At 34.6% G+C, this 20,263-nt stretch carries 24 protein-coding genes; 6 read left to right on the top strand and 18 right to left on the bottom strand.

The window, feature by feature from the left end; all coding sequences use genetic code 11:
• Window positions 1-7: 7 nt before the first annotated feature.
• From ACZ76X_RS15900 to ACZ76X_RS15880, 5 genes are read right to left on the bottom strand one after another with little or no spacing between them, the layout of a single operon-like run.
• A complete protein-coding gene (locus tag ACZ76X_RS15900; protein ID WP_479850953.1) occupies window positions 8-436 on the bottom strand; it encodes a GNAT family N-acetyltransferase in 429 nt (142 codons plus the stop codon).
• On the bottom strand, window positions 433-804 hold the full coding sequence (locus ACZ76X_RS15895; RefSeq protein ID WP_479850952.1) for a cupin: 372 nt from the start codon (window positions 802-804) through the stop codon (window positions 433-435). The genes ACZ76X_RS15900 and ACZ76X_RS15895 overlap by 4 nt, the downstream gene beginning before the upstream one ends.
• 12 nt (window positions 805-816) lie before the next feature.
• Window positions 817-1,302 (bottom strand): GNAT family N-acetyltransferase, encoded by a 486-nt coding sequence (locus ACZ76X_RS15890; RefSeq protein WP_063261365.1) that lies wholly within the window; start codon window positions 1,300-1,302, stop codon window positions 817-819.
• Window positions 1,299-1,859 (bottom strand): 2'-5' RNA ligase family protein, encoded by a 561-nt coding sequence (locus ACZ76X_RS15885; protein ID WP_479850951.1) that lies wholly within the window; start codon window positions 1,857-1,859, stop codon window positions 1,299-1,301. Before ACZ76X_RS15885 ends, ACZ76X_RS15890 begins: the two co-directional genes overlap by 4 nt.
• A gap of 6 nt (window positions 1,860-1,865) precedes the next feature.
• Complete coding sequence (locus ACZ76X_RS15880; RefSeq protein WP_479850950.1) at window positions 1,866-2,432, bottom strand: GNAT family N-acetyltransferase; 567 nt, start codon at window positions 2,430-2,432, stop codon at window positions 1,866-1,868.
• Between the two features lie 136 nt (window positions 2,433-2,568).
• On the opposite strand from ACZ76X_RS15880, the gene ACZ76X_RS15875 reads away from it, so the two are divergent.
• On the top strand, window positions 2,569-3,195 hold the full coding sequence (locus tag ACZ76X_RS15875; RefSeq protein ID WP_479850949.1) for a DUF1648 domain-containing protein: 627 nt from the start codon (window positions 2,569-2,571) through the stop codon (window positions 3,193-3,195).
• 31 nt (window positions 3,196-3,226) lie between these two features.
• Here ACZ76X_RS15875 and ACZ76X_RS15870 read toward each other — a convergent pair whose 3' ends face one another.
• Together ACZ76X_RS15870 and ACZ76X_RS15865 are read right to left on the bottom strand one after the other, a co-directional pair.
• Window positions 3,227-4,354, bottom strand: coding sequence for a metallophosphoesterase (locus ACZ76X_RS15870; protein ID WP_479850948.1), 1,128 nt, complete (start codon window positions 4,352-4,354; stop codon window positions 3,227-3,229).
• A 147-nt stretch (window positions 4,355-4,501) separates the two neighbouring features.
• Window positions 4,502-4,924 (bottom strand): GNAT family N-acetyltransferase, encoded by a 423-nt coding sequence (locus tag ACZ76X_RS15865; RefSeq protein WP_479850947.1) that lies wholly within the window; start codon window positions 4,922-4,924, stop codon window positions 4,502-4,504.
• A 131-nt stretch (window positions 4,925-5,055) separates the two neighbouring features.
• Here ACZ76X_RS15865 and pdxR point away from each other — a divergent pair, with 131 nt between their 5' ends.
• Window positions 5,056-6,456 (top strand): MocR-like pyridoxine biosynthesis transcription factor PdxR, encoded by a 1,401-nt coding sequence (gene pdxR / locus ACZ76X_RS15860; RefSeq protein ID WP_479850946.1) that lies wholly within the window; start codon window positions 5,056-5,058, stop codon window positions 6,454-6,456.
• A 45-nt stretch (window positions 6,457-6,501) separates the two neighbouring features.
• Here the strand turns inward: pdxR and ACZ76X_RS15855 are convergent, their stop codons facing one another.
• Together ACZ76X_RS15855 and ACZ76X_RS15850 are read right to left on the bottom strand one after the other, a co-directional pair.
• Window positions 6,502-7,347, bottom strand: a complete 846-nt coding sequence (locus ACZ76X_RS15855) for a YitT family protein (protein WP_098671177.1) — start codon at window positions 7,345-7,347, stop codon at window positions 6,502-6,504.
• Window positions 7,348-7,516: 169 nt separating this feature from the next.
• Window positions 7,517-8,725, bottom strand: a complete 1,209-nt coding sequence (locus ACZ76X_RS15850; RefSeq protein ID WP_479850945.1) for a macrolide family glycosyltransferase — start codon at window positions 8,723-8,725, stop codon at window positions 7,517-7,519.
• A 385-nt stretch (window positions 8,726-9,110) separates the two neighbouring features.
• On the opposite strand from ACZ76X_RS15850, the gene ACZ76X_RS15845 reads away from it, so the two are divergent.
• The 3 genes from ACZ76X_RS15845 to ACZ76X_RS15835 are packed head-to-tail and all read left to right on the top strand — an operon-like array spanning window position 9,111 to window position 11,606.
• Window positions 9,111-9,989 carry an aminoglycoside phosphotransferase family protein gene (locus ACZ76X_RS15845; RefSeq protein WP_479850944.1) on the top strand — a complete coding sequence of 293 codons (879 nt, stop codon included), beginning with the start codon at window positions 9,111-9,113 and terminating at the stop codon, window positions 9,987-9,989.
• A gap of 23 nt (window positions 9,990-10,012) precedes the next feature.
• Complete coding sequence (locus ACZ76X_RS15840) at window positions 10,013-10,900, top strand: GNAT family N-acetyltransferase (RefSeq protein WP_479850943.1); 888 nt, start codon at window positions 10,013-10,015, stop codon at window positions 10,898-10,900.
• The gene (locus ACZ76X_RS15835) at window positions 10,893-11,606 is read left to right on the top strand and encodes a class I SAM-dependent methyltransferase (RefSeq protein ID WP_479850942.1); all 714 of its coding nucleotides are present in this window, start codon (window positions 10,893-10,895) and stop codon (window positions 11,604-11,606) included. The genes ACZ76X_RS15840 and ACZ76X_RS15835 overlap by 8 nt, the downstream gene beginning before the upstream one ends.
• A 20-nt stretch (window positions 11,607-11,626) precedes the next feature.
• Here the strand turns inward: ACZ76X_RS15835 and alr are convergent, their stop codons facing one another.
• Complete coding sequence (alr, locus tag ACZ76X_RS15830; RefSeq protein ID WP_479851169.1) at window positions 11,627-12,802, bottom strand: alanine racemase; 1,176 nt, start codon at window positions 12,800-12,802, stop codon at window positions 11,627-11,629.
• A gap of 171 nt (window positions 12,803-12,973) precedes the next feature.
• On the opposite strand from alr, the gene ACZ76X_RS15825 reads away from it, so the two are divergent.
• Window positions 12,974-13,435: a DinB family protein gene (locus ACZ76X_RS15825; RefSeq protein ID WP_479850941.1), complete on the top strand. Its 462-nt coding sequence runs from the start codon at window positions 12,974-12,976 to the stop codon at window positions 13,433-13,435.
• Between the two features lie 7 nt (window positions 13,436-13,442).
• Here the strand turns inward: ACZ76X_RS15825 and ACZ76X_RS15820 are convergent, their stop codons facing one another.
• The 8 genes from ACZ76X_RS15820 to ACZ76X_RS15785 form a co-directional block, all read right to left on the bottom strand.
• The gene (locus ACZ76X_RS15820) at window positions 13,443-14,219 is read right to left on the bottom strand and encodes a Cof-type HAD-IIB family hydrolase (protein ID WP_479850940.1); all 777 of its coding nucleotides are present in this window, start codon (window positions 14,217-14,219) and stop codon (window positions 13,443-13,445) included.
• Window positions 14,220-14,225: 6 nt separating this feature from the next.
• Window positions 14,226-14,816: a histidine phosphatase family protein gene (locus ACZ76X_RS15815; protein ID WP_479850939.1), complete on the bottom strand. Its 591-nt coding sequence runs from the start codon at window positions 14,814-14,816 to the stop codon at window positions 14,226-14,228.
• A 118-nt stretch (window positions 14,817-14,934) separates the two neighbouring features.
• Complete coding sequence (locus ACZ76X_RS15810) at window positions 14,935-15,135, bottom strand: 4-oxalocrotonate tautomerase (RefSeq protein ID WP_263703351.1); 201 nt, start codon at window positions 15,133-15,135, stop codon at window positions 14,935-14,937.
• A gap of 15 nt (window positions 15,136-15,150) precedes the next feature.
• Entirely contained in the window at window positions 15,151-15,939 is a 789-nt protein-coding gene (locus ACZ76X_RS15805) for a 2-keto-4-pentenoate hydratase (protein ID WP_479850938.1), read from the bottom strand.
• Window positions 15,940-15,942: 3 nt separating this feature from the next.
• Window positions 15,943-16,968, bottom strand: coding sequence for a 4-hydroxy-2-oxovalerate aldolase (gene dmpG / locus ACZ76X_RS15800; RefSeq protein WP_479850937.1), 1,026 nt, complete (start codon window positions 16,966-16,968; stop codon window positions 15,943-15,945).
• The gene (locus ACZ76X_RS15795) at window positions 16,955-17,854 is read right to left on the bottom strand and encodes an acetaldehyde dehydrogenase (acetylating) (RefSeq protein WP_479850936.1); all 900 of its coding nucleotides are present in this window, start codon (window positions 17,852-17,854) and stop codon (window positions 16,955-16,957) included. The genes dmpG and ACZ76X_RS15795 overlap by 14 nt, the downstream gene beginning before the upstream one ends.
• A gap of 31 nt (window positions 17,855-17,885) precedes the next feature.
• Window positions 17,886-18,659 (bottom strand): 2-keto-4-pentenoate hydratase, encoded by a 774-nt coding sequence (locus ACZ76X_RS15790; RefSeq protein WP_479850935.1) that lies wholly within the window; start codon window positions 18,657-18,659, stop codon window positions 17,886-17,888.
• Window positions 18,660-18,786: 127 nt separating this feature from the next.
• A complete protein-coding gene (locus ACZ76X_RS15785; RefSeq protein ID WP_306188499.1) occupies window positions 18,787-20,256 on the bottom strand; it encodes an aldehyde dehydrogenase in 1,470 nt (489 codons plus the stop codon).
• Between the last annotated feature and the right edge of the window lie 7 nt (window positions 20,257-20,263).

Raw genomic sequence — 20,263 nt, 5'->3', positions numbered from 1 at the left:
ATCGTTCTCACTTCAACGTCATAATTACCTGTCTTTCAACAAAACCAAATTCTTCGTACATCTCTTTCACAAAATTCCCAGCAAATACATTCAAACGAATTTCTGAATAATTCTTTTGTAATTCCTTAATACCAGCCTCCATTAATTTTCTTGATAACCCTTTCCCGCGATACTCTGGAAAAACATACAATTCGTAAATAAATCCTAGTTTTTCATGAGAAAAATAGTCCGTATTTTCCCCTATTAATATCCATCCCATTACATGGTTTTCTTCTTTAACGACTAAATAATATGCTCCCTTTTCTACAATCGGCCTTGTAATTTCAATTGCTTTCTCTGTACTTAACTGACAATTCCCCCTCGTGCCTTCAAAAAGCGATTGAGCTGCATATTGGATTATTTCGTTCGTTTCTTCCCGATTCGCCTTTTCTATCATTTTTCACAACTCTCCTCTTTAATAGGCATTAATATTTCTCGTTCAAGCTCCTCCGACTCAATTACAATTGCCATCAATCCCTTTTCCGTACTCGTTTCATGAAATTCGCCCTTTCCCCAAAAAACAGCTTGTCCCGCTTCCACCTTTACTTTTTCTTTATCTTCTCCGCATACATATCCTTCTCCGTCCACAATAAGAAGCAGTTGCGATACAACTGCTTCATGATATCCAATTATTCCATTCTCTTTTAAATGCATAGCCCCGATATGTATTTTCCCTTGATGATTTAATATTTTCGACATTATGAAATTAGATTGAAATGCTGATATGTGTTTTCCTACTTTTTCACTAAAATCAAATATCTTCATTTCTGGTCCTCCTTATACGTATAAAACCATCCTTACTGTCTGCATCATATGTCCTTCAAAATCTTCTTCAAACTCCTCTAATTGTGCAAAACCTTTCGCTTCATAAAAACGTTTTCCTTTTTCATTCGCTGCTTCTACATGAATGTATAATTTCCGAATTCCTTTTAATGCCGTTAACCCTTTTTGTAATAAAGCACTTCCTATCCCTTTCCCTTGCTGATCTGGTAACAAATAAATCGCACCTAATTCTGCTTCGTTTTGTAGTCTAACAGGAGAGAAATTTGCAAAACCAATAACTTCTCCCTCTTCTTCCGCAACGAATAAATGTGTATTTTCAAGACGATATTTCATTTTTTCATCAGAATAAGCCTCGTCTAAGAAACTGTCTTGAATCTTTCTCGGAATAATGCCTTCGTATGTATCATGCCAAGCTATTTTCGCTACTGATTGTACAGCGTGAATATCTTCTTGCTTCATTTCTCTAATTACATATGTCATCTCGTTGTCTCCATTCTCTTTAACTTATATTCTGCTAATAAACTAGAAGAAATGGCAGTACCATTTTCATAATTTACCTTAATTAATTTTATTTTCTCAATTGAGGCTGTTGCATAATCAAATTTTTGATAGATATATTCCATTGCACTTAAAAACTGATTTGCATGTAACTTATTTGCAATGGTACAATGCGGAACCCATTTTCCTGGCACATAATATGAATTTAAATTATCATGAAAAGTTTTAAAATAATCATGATAAGAATAATGAAGTTTTAACAATTCATCGGTAACAGTCGATGCTAGAAAGATTGTTCCATTAGTAGGAAAAGTTCCAACAGAAGGGAAAGTTACCTCACCAATATTCTCTTGAACAGTTGCAAACTTCTCTAATTTCTCCGTATATAAATGAACATCTAACTCATTATAATCAGCTAAAGTAATATGAGGTTCTACTCCGGCTAATTGATTTGTGCCAATGATATTCGTTATTTCATTTTGCAATTCTATAATTTTATTACTAAACACACGATCAAATGTAGCAATAATAGCGTACATACTTACTCATCCCTTCGTTACATATAGTGCTTCCCACTCTTCACGAATTATTCCCATTCGAATAGAATCATAGTACGTGCCGTTATAATAACGGCATTTGCGCATTCTACCTTCTAAAGTCATTCCTATTTTCTCCGCTACTCTCATCATTCGTTCATTGCCAGACCAAGTCGTGATTCCTACTCTACCAATTTCCATCTTTTCAAATAGTAAATCCCGATATAACGTTAACGCTTCTGTACCATAACCACCATTCCAGTAATTTGGATTATAAATAACAAGCCCCATCTCTAACCAACGCGTCGGTTTATATTCCCAATAAAACCCGATTGTTCCTATAATTTGACCGTTATGTTCTATAATTAAATTAGATAGAGGTTCTTCTTTTAAACGAGTTTGCATCTTCTCCTTATAGGATGAGTACTCTTGCATTGAAAACGGAAAATACGGTGCATCCCATTTTTTCCATTCTGGATTTTCTTCTTTAAATACGAGATTCCATAATGGTTTTATATCTGATTCTTCAATTGTACGAATTGTTACTTTATCCCCTTTTACTATTACGTTTTGCATAATTTCCTCCTACAATCCTCTTTATTTCATATATAATTATAATATTTTTTCAGAAAAATCAAAACAAATATTGTTTATTGTATTGTATAATTTTGTTATAAGATACCAATTATTCATGTAGAAAGCTGGTGATTCAATGAATAATCGATTTAGTATTGCTGTATTTCTCACTATCGTTACGACAAATATTATTCTCTATTTCTTCTTACCATTACGTATTGTTACGAAATGGGACTTCAATGGGACGCCTACATCAACAATGGATAAAAGCACTTTTGTTATCGTAAATATAATTATATGTTCCTTCGTATTCTTTTTACTTTTAGCTTTATCTAAAGCAGCCAATAACCAGAAATTTCTCCTTTGGATTAGCAACATAATTTTATTATTTTTATTTTTTGTTGATATTGTCATTGCTCTCATCGCTCTTGGATTCACTCTTCCCCTTGATCATTTCATATTTATAGCATTAGGGCTTCTATTTATATTAATAGGCTATTTCAGTTCCAAAATTAATCCGAGTAAATCAACGGTTTCTTTGGAATGGAATGATAAGTACCTTGAAAAAAGAGCTTCAAATATTTGTAGTATTTCAATGATAATAGCAGGCATTTTCCTATCCGCGCTTCCATTTATTGTTCCTGCTCCGTATAGGGGTTATGCTATACTTGTAATTATTTTAGGAATGACGCTTGTCATTTTACCGAGTACGATTTACTTACTTATGAAAGACAGCAAGCAATCTACTCATTTAAAAAGGTAATAAAAAAATAGGAGGTTCTATACCTCCTATTTCAGCTAAATGTTTTCTTTTTCATTTTTTCTATCTCAACTAAAATACCTTTCTTTATCCAGCCCTCTATTCCATCTCTTTTAACTAAATCATATCCTGAACAGCTTCCATCAATGAGCGAAACAATGTCCCCTTTTCTTACACTTATTTGTGCACAAGAAATATCGGTTTTCACTGTGTACTCACCTGACTCAAGTTGCCTAATGTATTCATTTTTCACAGAAAGTAATGTATTCGTTTCCTTTTGCTTACATATTGTATATTCTTGCCCCTTATCCATCAGCTCTATGTAATAATACGGATAGGTAACCCCGCCCTGCATTTCTGTGTTCGCATTAAAATCTGCAATCACTTCATATTCTGGAAAATAGTCTACATATGTATAAGAAAACATATCTCCTGTTGGTTCCCTCTGAATGATGAATGCGTTTAATTGCCCTGCCTCTTTAATCGCATTTCCCCCATCAATCGCAATCATCTTTTTCTCCTTATCAATAACTGGATTGTTAGACGGTGCTTTGTCTGAATAGTTTACAACAGGCCAATGACCGACAACTACATATTTATGTGCTCTATGTGATTTATTGAAAAACTCCGGCATTGCTATCGCATTTTTTCGTTCTGTCTCTTTCCAATCCTCTCTATCTTCAAGGCCAGCATGTACAAAAATATAATCCTCAGTTTCAATCACTGTCGGCAATTCTGTTAGCCATTTTATTTCCTTTGAAAAATGGCTCATTAATTTTGTTTTCAATTCACGAATATCATTTTCTTCATGAACGTTAATATTCAATTGCGCTAGCCACTCAGTAAAAATTGTATTCTTTCGCGTACACAAATAATTTATTAACGCAGGATTTTCATTTACAAGTGCTTCAACTACAACTTCACAGTTCCCTTCGACTACATAAACATTTAGCTTGCTAACTACTAGATCCATCACATAGTTTACGACGCCAACGCTATCTCTTCCTTTCTCACAAAGATCACCATTAATAATTAAATAATCTTCATCTTGAAAGTTAACTTTATGTAGTAGTTCCTTAAAAAGATTTAATTCTCCATGAATATCAGAAATAATGATGACTCTTACATCATTTGGTATAGATAATTTCTTTATTTTTTCCAAGTATAAACGCCCCTAACCTTCTCCAAATTTAACATTCCCATGTTAATTTCTAATATTCGACAAATTATATTACTAAACCTGTTCCTTGCTCACATCTGAAAAAGAAAATAGATTCCATATATTTTCATACACGGAACCTACTTAATATTATAACTCTTTATAAAAAGAATAGCTTACCTTATCATAGCCCTCTCTTTCATAAAAACGATGTGCATCCCTTCTTGGAAACGCAGATGTAAGTACGATAGAGCTGCACCCTTTTTCTTCTCCCCATTTTTCTACATATGACAACAGAACTTTACCATATCCTTTTGATCTGTGTGCTTCCGCAGTTACAAGGTCATACACAAAAACATGTTTCTCATTATAAAAATTCGTACAAATCGCTACACCGGCTAGACTCACAACTTCATCCTCTTCATTACGTAGCGAAAACAGTTTATAATTTTCTTCTTTCATTTTTTGAAATAAAGAACTCGCTTCTTCTTTTGATAGTTTTGTTCTTAACTGCTGTAATACAGGAAATACATCATGTAAATCCACTTCTGTTACTACTTCTTTAATATGCATTATGATTCTCCCCTTACTATTTATAAAATTTTCTAAATGTTATATCATCATTATAGAAAGCAACTGCCCTTAGCTTAAGTGACAGTTCTATTCTTTTTTATAAGGCCAGTTTAAAAAAGGAGCGTCTATACATGGATCTGACTATCCCATTAGTATTACAAAGTAAAACACCCATTTACTTACAAATTTATCAATATATAAAACGAGAAATCTCTCATGGGTCACTACTTGCCGGTACACGCCTACCTTCTCACAGAAATTTAGCTATGCAACTTAATGTGAGCCGTATTACAGTTGAATCTGCTTATCAACAACTACTAGCTGAAGGATATGTAGAAAGCAAACCGAAACGCGGGATTTTTGTTGCCAATGTCGATATTGATGTCATTCAAAAGAAACAGCAAATTACGTCAAACAGTGCTAATAATAAAGAAAACGAACAATATGATTATGATTGTAGCCAAGGGCTTATTGATCAAAAAGCTTTTCCGATAACAAACTGGAAAAAAGCATTACAGGAAACTTTATTTCAATATGAAAATGAATTATTTGCTAAAGAAGATCCACAAGGTGAGCTCATTCTACGAGAACATATTTCAAAGTATTTATATCATGCTCGCGGGGTACATTCTTCGCCTGATCAAATTATTATTGGAGCAGGTACGCAGCCTCTTCTTTGGCTACTAATTCAACTACTTGGTTCAAAAAAAGAATACGGAATCGAGAATCCTGGGTTTCACCGTATACCTGCTATGATTCAAAGTTCTAATCTTCCCGTTCACCCTATCCCTTTAGATGATAAAGGTATTCATATTTCTACTTTACGTGAATCGGGTTCTAATGTAGCGTATGTCACTCCATCTCACCAATTTCCAATTGGAATCATAATGCCGTTATCTAGAAGACTCGAGTTATTAAAATGGGCGGATGATCGTAAGGGCTATATTATTGAAGATGATTACGACGGGGAATTTCGTTATATAGGAAAACCTATCCCTTCTTTACAAGGACTAGATTCAAATGAACGTGTTATTTACATGGGAACTTTCTCGAAATCTTTTTTACCTTCTTTACGAATGGGATATATCGTTTTACCACCTCACCTTTTAACAATCTATAAAGAACTTGATGGTATGTTTAAACAAACAGTTTCTACACTGCAACAACTTACCTTTGCCACCTTTATTCAAAACGGTGATTGGGAGCGCCATATAAACCGAAGTCGTATATTATATAAGAGAAAACATATTTCTTTAATTAAATCTATTACAAATGAAATGGGAAACAACGTTCATATACTCGGTGAACAATCCGGACTTCATATCGTACTTCACGTTCATAACGGGATGAACGAACAGGAACTTATTCATGCAGCTGCAAAAGAACGTATTAAATTATATCCTCTCTCCACATATGATTCTGTTCATAATGTAAAGGAGGATTCGTATGTATTACTCGGTTTTGGCAGTATTCCAGAGGATTGCATCGAAACTGTCGTCAAATTACTGAAAAAGGCCTGGTTCCCTAAATAAGAATAGCTCCACGTAAGTTATACTTACGTGGAGCTATTTCATTCACTATTTTTCTGATCTCGCTGCCCTTCCCGGACGCTTAACACCTGTTGTTTCTGTGGAATAGGAAGCTTCAATTATAGCAGTTGGATCTACAGAGAGAACGAGATCTTTCATTTTTGGATAAATGAAACGGTTTGTAATACAATAAATGATTCTCTTATGTTCCCCTAAAAAACCACCTTCTCCATGTAGATACGTCACAGATAATTGTAATTCTTTCATAAGTAGATCGCCTATTTCTTTATTTTTACCAGAAATAATCATGACGCTCTTACCTTGATTAATACCATCTAATATGAAATCAATCATCTTCGTAACAATATAGAAAATTGCTAATGAGAACATCGCTTGTTCGATTGAAAATAAAATCGCTACAAATGTGAAAATAACTGCATTTACAGCAAGTAAGAATGTACTAATCGGCACTTTAAAATGTTTGTTCATCCAAACTGCTAACATTTCTGATCCATCTATTGCTCCGCCCATTTTCACTACAATCCCTACACCAACACCAAATAGGACTCCTCCATAAAGAACAATTAACAATTCAGAAGTTGTAATTGCTGGAAATGGTTTTAAATAGATTAATCCGAGTGTTGTAACAACGTTTGCATAGGATGTACGGATAAAGAACTTCTTTCCCATTACTTTTGCAGTAAATAATAAAATCGGGATATTAATTCCTAAGAACACCCCATAAAGCGGCAATCCAGCAACCTTATTTGCCATAATAGCAATAGCCGTTACCCCGCCATCTACTAATCCATTAGGAGCTAAAATAAGCTCTAATGAACCTGCTACAATAATCGATCCAATCGTTAATAATATGTATTCAAATACTCTTTTCATCCATTACCCCCAAAACTTATATATTTTCTTAGTATTATTTTAACGTAATTTTACTACTAATTCAAAGATATGAGTTTATATACACAAAAGTTTCACCTGTACATTGATTTTTTATGTAATTTATTTATAGAAACACACTTACATATTACAGTAAGTGTGCTCCAAACATTTATTTAAGTTTTGAGTATGAATTCATTTTCATTTTTAAGATTTCATCAACTGCCCTATTATACCCACCAGCATTTCGAAGTGACTCTCCAACTTTACGACTATTTTCCTTAAACGTTACATCATACATTACTTTCCCTACAGCTTCACGTAACGATTCAGAAGTTAATTCTTTACGATTAAGCCTTATTCCAGCCCCTACTTCACTCACTCGTTTCGCAACTAAAGGCTGATCTCCTGTTACCGGAATTACAACTAACGGGACACCGTAATATAGCGCTTCACTTGAACTATTCATACCACCGTGTGTCACGAATACATCAGCATACTGTAATAGTTCTAATTGCGGCACATAATTAAACAACTTAAAGTTATTTGGAATATTTTCAAATTGATTTATATTTATCTTTTTACCAACAACTAAAATGACTGTCGCTTCTACATCTTTAAACGCTTCAAAACATTTTTCATATAGCTCAGGTTGTTCATTAAAAACTGTTCCCATAGAAATGAAAATCAATTTTTTATTTTTTAAATCTTCCATAGGAAAGCTGCCTACTTCTTTACGCGTAGCAATTGATGGGCCGACAAACTTATACGATTCATTGAATACATCTGAACGCGGCTGATATTCCTTTGAAGTATATACAATCGTAATATCACCAGGGTGGTTCATAATATCATACATACTATTACATTTCATTCCGTACTGTTTGTTCCATTTTTCCATTCCCGCTAAACAAGATTGATACAATGGATTCGTTTCATCTACTTTTCTTGATTCATGTTCATCGTTAAAAGTAATGTATTGATTAAAAGCAAACGTTGTACAAGAAGAAACGCTAGGTAATTTTAAAACATTGGCTATAATACGTCCTACTGGAAAATGATTATCATATATCAAATAATCGTACTTTTCCCCTTTTGTTTCTTCTACAATTTGAGTAACAATACGTTCTGATGCTTCCATCATATGAGACAGCATCGTCAAAGGACTCCCACCTTCATTTACTCGCTCCATAATATTAATTTGAGAGAGGAAATTCTCAAACACTCGGAATTGTGCACCTGTTGCTTCAATCTTCTTTCTATAATCTTCAATACAATACGAAACAACTGTCTCCCCTCGCCGAATTAACTCACTTACAATAGCTAAAGTCGGATTTATATGACCTTCTCCAGGGAAATTTATTACGAGTACGTTTGCCATCATATTCTCTCCTATCTAATATTATTAATAATTAATTATATTAATTAATTTAAAACTATTATAAAGGAATCTATTCTATTTCTTCACACTTTTCTCTTCATTTTATTATTGAGAAATATTTTTCATATCCTACATTGTAACTCTCATAAAAGAACACTTAACTCTTCATTTACTGAAAAATAAGAGATTTACATTCGGGTATTTTTATAGATTTATTAACAGAAAATCATTTTGATAATTCTAACAAAAATAGAAAAATATAATTTACACACTGATTTCTCACCATGAATGTATGTAAATTCAATGTTATTCCTATCATTATCCACTTGGAACATATTCTGTTATATAATGAATTTATAGAATTTACAGAAAAAGGAGCGACTTCATGCTACAACAACTATTCACTTCACCTATTTTATCTGTTCAAGCTTTACACCCAGGCTATGAAGACCATGCAAGCGATGTGTTTCTCGTCCGAACAGAAGATGCTGAAGTCATCGTTCGTTCTTCTAAAATGAATGAAGAACCAAATAATGATTTTTGGTGGGGATGCAAAAATCTTTTTGGAATCGATCCAAGGAATGTCCATCATTTAGAAACAGTTCATACATTGCTACAAGAATATACGAATCTACCCATCCCAACAATATTAGAAAAACATATTTTAAATGGCCGTGAATTCGTTGTGGTCGAAAAGTTAACAGGTAATACAGTTCAATCTTTTATCGGACAACCAGATTCTGTTTTAATCAATCTCGGAAAAGGGCTTGCAGAAATACATAAATGTAATGCCGATTATATAGGAAATCCATCATGTACTTTCCACGTTCCACTAGAAGAATTTAAGTCTCACATATTAAAAGTCAGTAATGAGCTTGTAAATATGTTTTATTCCGATAATGAAAGCATACAAAATGCATTTCCTACTTTCGAATCACAACTTTCTTCCTTACCAACACCAAAGGAATCAACGCTCGTTTTAATTGATATGGACCCTACTCAGTTTTTATCAGATGGTACAACTATTACAGGTTTAGTAGATACAGAAGCTTACGCAGTTGCTCCCCGGGAGTTTGATTTTATCGGCTTAGAATATGTGCTTACAGAAAAAGAATCTCGTGCTTTTAAACAAGGATACGAAACCGTTATGCCCATTCCTCATCTTGCCGAATGTAGACGTCCCTATCGATATTTGTACCGGTTATTATCTGTTCAGGGCAGTGTAGAGTTAGAAAAGTGGCTAAGTCACCCATCCTATTTTTAAATAAGAATGAGAGGGATTATGAAATGAATATTGAACAAAAACAATCTTTAACAGCGAACGAAATTCAGCAAATGAAAGATTTAACTCATTTTTGCGGACAATACGATCAAATTGATTACTCTTCAGATTTACATGTAAACTTTTTAACTGCTCGTAATAAAGAAGAGATACATGATTTTTTACTCTATGACGATACTCAATTAATTGGTGCATTAAGTATGTATGACTTTGAAAGACCGACAAAACTGGAGTTAATAGGGTTTGTTCACCCAAACTATAGGAAACAACATATAGGCACCACTCTTTTACAAACTGCAATGAAAGAAATACGAAAAAGAGAGGTAGATGAAGTACTTCTTATTATGAATGGGGATTCTGCTTCTGGGAAAGAATTTGCAAAGCATATGAAGTTATCTTATTTATATAGTGAATATAGTATGGAGTTCCAAGCAAAAGAAGTGCAAAAACCAACAAAGAATACTATACAGCTCACTCTTGCATCTTCAGAATCACTTCTTGATCTTATTGACCTTTCCAGTCAAGCCTTTGGAGATTCAGTAGAAAATACCTCTATATGGTTACAAAAAATGATGAATTCACCTTCTCATCAAGTATATAGTGCTCTTATCGATGAAAAAGTGATAGGAACCATTACAGTTTCTAAACAAGAGCAATCTACTATACTATCAGGATTCGCCGTTCATCCTTCATATCAAGGTAAAGGATACGGAAAAGATATTCTTAGTTATATGGTACATACCCTTATTACAGAAGGAGCTTCAACAATTGAATTAGACGTCGAAACGAAAAATAACCATGCTTTACAACTATATACACAATGTGGTTTTGAAATGAAAACGAAGCATGACTACTATAATGTAATGAATTTTGAGGTGAATGCATGTGTCTAAAAAACTAATATATTCTGATTATGATATTTTCGCATCCATTTATAATAAACATTGGGGGCATTATGCTGAATACTCCTATCTACTTTTGGAAAAACTCGTTTTACAATATGCAACACCACATTCTCATATTTTAGATCTTTGCTGCGGGACTGGTCACCTTACTAAGAAATTAATTGATAATACTTTTGTAGTAACTGGTATAGATGGTTCTACCCAAATGATTGAATACGCACGTCAAAACGCGCCAGACGCAACCTTTATCGTCGATGATGCTCGTTATTTCAATATAAATGAGCAATTTCACTATGTTATCTCTACTGGCGATAGCTTAAACCATATTTTAAAATTAGAAGAATTAAAAAATGTTTTTCGCAATGTTTACTCCGTATTACATAGCGAAGGTACATTCGTATTTGATATGAATATGGAGAAAGGGTTTCTTGAAAATTGGATTGCTTCGTTTCATATTTCAGCGGAAGAATATGTTTGTACAATTGATTCTACATATGATAAAGAAAATAAAAAAGCAGAAATGAACTTTATACTATTTCAGCATGACATAGATAATTCTTGGACAAGAAGTGACTTTTCTTTTGAAGAAGCTTGTTATTCCAATGAAGAAATAATATGTTCGTTGGAATCAGTTGGTTTTAAGAACATTCAAATACACGGTACAAATAGAGCGTTTTTCATTTGTCAAAAATAAAAAAACTGAATCATAACGATTCAGTTTTTTCTTAATATATTTACAATAGCAGCCGTTTCATTATTTTCTTTATAAACTCGCGGGATTCTTCTGTCTAACATACATGTAACTTCATAGTTAATTGTACCTAACATATCCGCTACTTCTTCTACGGCAATTTCTTCTTCACCTTGTTTACCGTAGAATACTACTTCGTCTCCTACTTGTACGGGCATTGCTTTTGAAACGTCTAACATGAGCTGATCCATACAAACACGGCCAATAACCGGTACTCGAACTCCATTTATTAATGCGTGCCCTTTATTAGATAACTGACGATTATAGCCATCAGCATAGCCAATTGGTACAGTTGCAATCCATTCTTCACCAGTCGTTACATACGTATTCCCATAACTTACACCGCGATTCTTCTTCGCATGTTTAATATGAGCTACTTTTGATTTTAACGACAAGGCAGGCTGTAAAGAAACGACTGAATGATTTACCTCTTTTGAAGGATACATTCCATAAATTCCAATACCTACACGAACCATATTTTGAAATGTATTGCTAAGTTCCATTGATCCTGCACTATTTGAACTATGAATATATGGAATATGAATTCCTAATTCTTTTGCTGCATTAACAGCTTTTTCAAATAAACTTGTTTGCATATTCGTATATGATTTATCCATTTCATCTGCCGTAGAGTAATGTGTAAACATTCCTACTACCTCTACATACTCCATACGGTTCAATTCTTCTAAAAATGGTATAACCTCTTCTTCTTGTAAACCGATACGACTCATTCCTGTATCAATTTTCACCTGAATTTGTGCTTTCTTTTGAAGACGGTTTGCGATTTCATTTATACCTTGTAAATCTTCACTTCTATAAACAGTCATCATAACGTCATACTGAATTGCCTCTTCCGCAGCTGCTATTGATGTATAGCCTAAAATTAAAATCGGCACGTTAATTCCTGCTTCTCTTAATTCTATCGCTTCATCTACAAATGCAACTGCAAGCTGGTTTATTCCCGCTTCAATAGCAGCTTTCGCAACTTCAACTGCTCCGTGACCATACCCATTTGCTTTTACAGCAGCCATCATTGCAATATTTTCATCATTCACACGTTTTTTAAATTCTTTTACATTATGTTTTACTGCATTTAAGTCAACTTCAACAATTGTATCTCTTCCATATTTCAAACTCATTGGTCTAACTCCTAACTCAATAATTGCATTCCATTCTATTTCACGTTTCATATGACCTTTTACAATATAATACTTTTCAATATGCTAGTCAAACTACTAGAATTTTCGGAATTTTGAGTATGGTATAATACCCTCAAGAAACTATTATATACGGAGAAGAGGAGAATTACAATGGTTGTTCAATCTGCCTTACATCAACTTAAAGTTGCTGTTGATACTTCTATTCAAATGCTTATGCAATATAAAGAAGACGAATTAAAAATACACCCCATTCACTCAAAGCGGTCATTATTTGAAATGTGTGCACATCTTTCTCTTATTTGCCATGCAGATCTACTTATTTTAAATGGTATTACAGAAAAACAATTACATACTTTCTATAAAGAACAAACACCTGAAACAATTACGCAAATGGAACGAACGATGATACAGGGCTACGATTTACTTTCTAAAACTTTTTTATCCTATTCCAATGAACAATTAGCGGAAATGAAGACTGCTTATTGGGGTATTTCTTATTCACGCTTTGAATGGTTACTGGAAATTGTTGCCCACTTTTATCATCATCGTGGGCAAGTTCATATTTTACTATGTGAGCATATAAAAGATCCTAACATACCTTTATTTCAATAAAGGTATGTTAGACGACATGAAACTTCTCTAAGGCAAATAAAATACCACCTTCACTCGCCTTCTTTGTAACGAAATCAGCTCTTGTTTTTAACTCTTCTCCAGCATTCCCCATCGCAATTCCTAATCCTACATACTGCAACATCTCAATATCATTTCTACCGTCACCAAAAGCAACCGCTTCTGATTTACAAATATTTAAATGCTCCAATACTTTTTGAATTGCAGTTAGCTTCGATACTTTACTATCTTCCAATACATTTATGACATAACCATGAAAACGTTCGAATGTAAGCATTGGGTACTTTTCAATAAATTTTTGAGATTCCATTTCATCCGCATACAGACATAAACAATAAATCTCTTTAGACAAATCCTTGCTTTTTTCAGGGTACTCCTTTAAATGTAACGTCTCGCTAAGCGCTTGTATTACACGCTCATTATTTGAAGCTATTCCGTTCATTGCAAAACCTTCAGTAAAATAAGAAATACTGTGACCATGTAATTCTGCAAACTCTGAGATATCATGAACGATTTCACTTGAAAGTACCGATTTATGTATAACGGTTTCTCCACACTTAATATGCGCACCATTTGCTGAAATAATTGTATGTATGCCCATCTCTTTAAATTGCGCGCATAAGCTATATGGCCTCCCTGTTGTAACAACTACGTGAATCCCTTTATCTATTAATCTTTGTATCGCTTCCTTTGTACTTTCGTGCATACTTCTATCAATCTCACTTAAAAGCGTTCCATCAACATCAAAAAACACTATCTTGTGCATAGGTCTTTACATCCCGTCCAAATGATTCGTATCATTAATGAAATGTACCGTTTTTTGTTCGCCATTCATTTCAAGTAAGCTGATTCCCGTATCTCCCATTTTAAAATAATAATCCATTGAAATCGGCATTTTGAAAAATGCACGTAATAGGCTATTTATTACACCACCATGTGCAACAATTGCAATTCGTTCATATGTATTCTCTGTCACGATTTTAGAAAAGATTCCTTCTATTCTCATTCGAAACTCAATAAATGACTCTCCGTTTTCAAAACGATCATGAAGAAACTTTGGCTCGGGATATTTTTTTGCTTCTTCAAATGAAAGACCTGCTTGCACTCCATTATTGAACTCCATTAATTCCTCTTCTAATTGAATTGGACACCCAATTCCTTCCGCTAATGTTTCACCCGTTTCACGAGCACGTTTTAATGTACTTGCCCAAATGAAATCTGGCGGAAAATCCTCTTTCACCTTCCGTACAAGCCTTTGCACTTGCTGCCTTCCCTTTTCTGTTAATTCAAAGTCAGCTCGTCCTTCATGTACGTTTAAGATATCAGCTTCTGATTCTCCGTGGCGTATTAGTAGTATTTGCATATATATTCCCCCTTATCTCCTTAAAACCAAGACTAAATTTTAACATATTATTTAAAAATTTCAAAATAATAAAAGCAATCCTCATTCATATAAGAATGAAAATTGCTTTTATTACTAACTAACTTTCTTTTAAACTTTCTTTAGACCTTCCGCCTACTCCCCAATGCGAACTTGGGATTTCATTCACTAAAACACGAACCCGTCCAACATCTACATCTAAGTTTTTCGCAACTACCTCTGTAACATCAAATATTAGATTTTGAATTTGCTCCTGCTTTCTACCTTCTATTATTTGAATTTGTATAATGGGCATTTTTATCTCTCGCTTTACTATTTATTCACAAAACATCGCTACACTTCCCAAATCATCAAATTGTGCAATGATAGAATCTCCGGATTTAAATGCAATCGCTTCAGATAATGCTCCACTTAATACAATATCACCTTTTTTAAATCCTTCATTTTGTAAACCAAGTTTATTTACCGCCCAAGCAATTGCCTCTGCTGGATGTCCCAGCACAGCTGCTCCTGTCCCAGTCGTAGCAATCCTACCATTCTTTGACATAACCATCCCTACATTGGCTAAATCTACATTCTTAACATCAATCCATTTACTTCCTAACAAAAATTTTGAAGAGGAACAATTATCTGCTATTACATCAGGTAATGTAAATTTAAAATTTAAATATCTACTATCAATCACCTCTAAAGCTGGCGCAACATATTTTGTTGCCTTTAATACATCGTCAGCTGTCACATTCGTTCCCTGTAAATCCTCACCTATTAAAAAAGCAATCTCTGGCTCTACTTTCGGATGAATCAACGTTTCATATTGCAATGGCTCCCATTCGAATGCAAGCATATCGTGCAATAAATATCCGTAAATCGCTTCATCAATCCCCATCATTTGTTGTTTTGCCTTACTCGTTAATCCAAGTTTCACACCAACTCTTTTAGAACCTTCGCTCATTTTTTGTTCAATTAAACGTTTTTGCAATTTATAAGCATCCTCTACTGTTAAATCAGGATGCTTATCCGTTACTTTTACTACTTCTTTTCTTTCCTTTTCAGCTTGAAGTAAATAGTCAATAATTTCTAAATCTGCCCCTTTCACTAAAGCCATATGTTACACCTCCATTTTTATCTTTGCTAATTCTGCAGCTACATCTAAAATCATATCCTCTTGTCCTCCAACTACTTTTCTTTTCCCCAGTTCTATTAAAATATCACGTGCGTCTACATTAAAGCGTTGTGCCGCCCTTTCAGCATGTAATAAAAAGCTAGAGTATACCCCTGCATATCCCATTACTAGACTACCTTTTTGAATTTCTTGTGGTACTGGTAATAAAGGGGCAACAACCTCCTCTGCCACGTCCATCATCTTATATAAATCTATATCTAGCTTATATCCCATACGGTCCAAAACAGCGAGCAATACTTCTGTTTGGGCATTTCCAGCTCCTGCCCCAAGACATCTTACACTTCCATCAATACGTGTCGCGCCCTCCTCAATTGCAGTAATTGTATTTGCTACTGCAACCGAAAGATTATTATGACCATGGAAACCAATTTCAATATTTAAAGATTGACGCAAAGCACGGACACGTTCACGTACTTCATGAGGCAATAAAGCTCCTGCAGAATCTGTTACATAAACTGCTTCTGCACCATAACTTTCCATAAGCTTTGCTTGCTCTACTAACTTTTCAACCGATGCAGAATGTGCCATCATTAAAAAACCGCACACTTCCATACCTAACTCACGTGCAAATTGAATATGCTGAGCGGAAACATCCGCTTCTGTTACATGTGTTGCTACACGAACAAGTTTCGCACCGATATTTGCAGCTTGCTTTAATTCATGAATCGTTCCAATACCAGGAATTAACAAGACAGCTACTTTAGCTTGCTTACACTCATCTACCACGGCTTCAATGAGCTTCATTTCGTTAACTAATGACTTCCCATATTGTAAAGTAGAGCCACCTAAACCATCTCCATGACTCACTTCGATATAATGCATACCCGCCTCATCTAATGTCCTTGTTACAGATCGAACTTGCTCTTCTGTGAATTGATGTTTCATTACATGACTTCCATCACGTAAACAAACTTCCGTTATTCTCACTGGTCTTTCACTATTTCGCCTCATTCATTACACCTCTTTTCTTCTCTGAAATGATTTGCGTTGCAAATTCTTCACCTACTTTTAATGCTGCAGCTGTCATAATATCTAAATTACCGGCATAAGGAGGAAAATAATCTCCAGCTCCTTCAACTTCTAAAAATACAGTTACACGATTCCCATCAAACATTGGCTCTTGTTTCAAAGAGTAACCAGGAACATACGTCCTAACCCGTTCAACCATCTTATGAATTGCTTCATAGATAGAAACCTCATCCATATCCTTAACTTCACAATAAATCGTATCTCTCATTAATATAGGTGGCTCTGCAGGGTTTAATATAATTATCGCCTTCCCCTTATCAGCCCCACCAATTTCTTCAATTCCACGCTTTGTCGTAATTGTAAATTCATCAATATTTGCCCTTGTACCTGGACCTGCACTTAAACTGGAAATTGTAGCAACTATCTCTGCATATGTAACATTTGCTACCTCATTAATAGCATGAACAATCGGGATTGTTGCTTGTCCCCCGCACGTAATCATATTAACGTTTTGCTTATCTAAAAAATCATTATTTCGAATAGCAGGACAAACAAATGGCCCATATGCAGCCGGAGTTAAGTCAATTACTATTTTCCCAAGCTCTTCTAATATTTTCGCATGATAACTATGTGCTTTAGCTGAAGTTGCGTCAAATACAATATCAGCTAAACTCGGATTATCAATAATTGCTTGTATTCCATTATCAAAAACCTCATATCCGGCTTCTTTCGCTCTCTTTAAGCCATCCGATTCGGAATCTATTCCAATCATGGCATTTAGCTCTATAACTTCACTATTTTTTAATTTATACATTAAATCCGTACCAATATTACCTGATCCAATTATAGCCGCCTTTACTTTCTTCACATCTGTCCCCCCTTTTCCTAACACTTTAAATTTATATGAATATAACAGAAACCGATCCAAGTGAACCGAAGTCAGCTTGAATACTATCTTTACTATTCACTGAGACTGCACCAGATAACGCACCTGGTAAAATTAACTCACCTGCTTTTAATCCAATATTAAATTCATGTAATTTGTTAGCTAACCAGGCAATAGCTTGTGCAGGATGCCCTAATGCGGCCGCCCCAGCACCTGTTGCAATTAAACTATTATTTTTATACAGTGTCATTCCAGTTGTACGTAAATCTACTTTGTCGATGCTAGAAAATGTATTACCAATTACAACCTTTGCTGACGAGCCATTATCCGCTACTGTATCAACCAATTTAATTTTCCAATCAGCAATACGACTATCAATTATTTCAAGTGTAGGTACAACATACTTTGTTGCCATCAGTACATCAATGTATGTAATATTAGGCCCTTTTAAATCTTTTTCTAAAACAAACCCTATTTCTGCTTCTACTTTCGGAGATACAAAAGAACTTATTGCAATTGTACTTCCATTTTCTATTTTCATGTCATCTAACAAATGTCCATAATCTGGTTCATTTACCCCAAGCATCTGCTGCATTGCAACACTCGTAAGTCCAACTTTTTTTCCGATTATACAACGCCCATTCTCCAACTTTCTTTCTACTACTTCAAGCTGAATATTATAAGCATCCTCAACTGATAAATTAGCATATCTCTCAGTAAAAGGAGGTATCCCTATACGTGAATCTTCAGCCTGTAATAGTTCATCAGCTAACTCTTTCATTAACAATTGCTCTCACCTCATTTTTAATTTATATATCCTCAATTCTTTACATTGTAGACTAGCCCCCACCCATCTACTTATTTTTATAAACACCAGATGGGAGCTCTTTGTATGTTAAGTTAAAATATTATCCTTATAATTTCATCGTTACCGTCTTAGCTTCTGTATAAAATTCGAAACTATGACGCCCACCTTCTCTACCAATTCCACTTGCCTTTGAACCTCCAAATGGAGTGCGTAAATCTCGGACATACCAACAATTAATCCATAGTAAGCCTGAATCAATTTGCGAAACGACTCGTTGTGCTCGTCTAAGATCATTTGTCCAAACCACTCCAGCTAGTCCATAAATAGAATCATTTGCAATGCGAATGGCATCCTCCTCCGTTTTAAATGGAATAACAACTAGAACTGGACCAAATATCTCTTCCTGCGCTACACGCATACTGTTATCAACATCGTATAAAATAGTAGGTTCATAAAAATTCCCTTCTACTAGACTTTCCACTCTTTTTCCACCATAGGCTAATTTTGCCCCTTCTGAAATTCCTAATTCTACATAGCGATCAACTGTTTCTAAATGAGATTTTGAGACAAGCGCTCCCATATCTGTATCTTCAGAAAGAGGATCTCCAACCTTTATTCTTTTCACAGCCGCTACAAATTTCTCTAAAAACTGTTCATATACACTTTCTTGCACAAGTAATCTGGAACCAGCTAAACAAATTTCTCCTTGATTTCGATAAATAGCTTCAATTGATCCTTGTACTGCTTCATCTAAATCTGCATCTTCAAATACAATATTTGCTGATTTACCTCCTAATTCTAATGAAACAGGGATTAAGTTTTCTGAAGCATTACGCATAATTGTCTTACCTGTATTACTTTCTCCAACAAATGAAATTCTTCTAACGGCTGGATGTGTTGTCATTTTTGTCCCGACAGTACTTCCAGGACCTGTAATAATATTAAGTACACCTGGTGGTAATCCTGCATCATTTGCAATTTCACCAAGCATAACTGCGCTTAATGGAGTATAGGAGGCCGGTTTAACAACGACAGTATTACCAGAAGCAAGTGCAGCTGATGCTTTCCACGTCATTTGCATAAATGGCAAATTCCAAGGAATGATTAAACTAGTTACCCCTGCTGGAGCATACTTTGCATATGACATAAAATTATGTTTGTCATAATGCTCATGTACCATATATTTAGCCATTTCAGCAAAGAAGCGAAAATTATGAGCCGAACGTGGTATATCGAATCCTTTACTCTCTTTAATTGGTTTTCCAACATCTAGAGTTTCTATATACGCTAGTTCATCCACTCTTTCCATAATCAAATCCGACATTTTGCATAAAATATTCGACCGCTCTTCCACAGGCATTTTACTCCAAATGCCACTTTTAAATGTACGCTCTGCCACATCAATTGCTCTTTTAGTGTCCTCTTCATTTGCCTTTGCAATAGATGCAAGCTTTCTATTCGTCGCTGGATTGAACGTATCAAACGTTTCGCCACATACAGAATCCACATATTTTCCATCAATAAACAATTTCGCATCTTTTACTTTCCGTTTGTCAGCTAATAATTCTTTGTTCACCTTCCTT

This window comes from Bacillus sp. BC05(2025), assembly GCF_056725905.1.
Note: the sequence above shows the minus strand (reverse complement) of the source record. Positions and strands in the feature narration are given on the sequence as shown.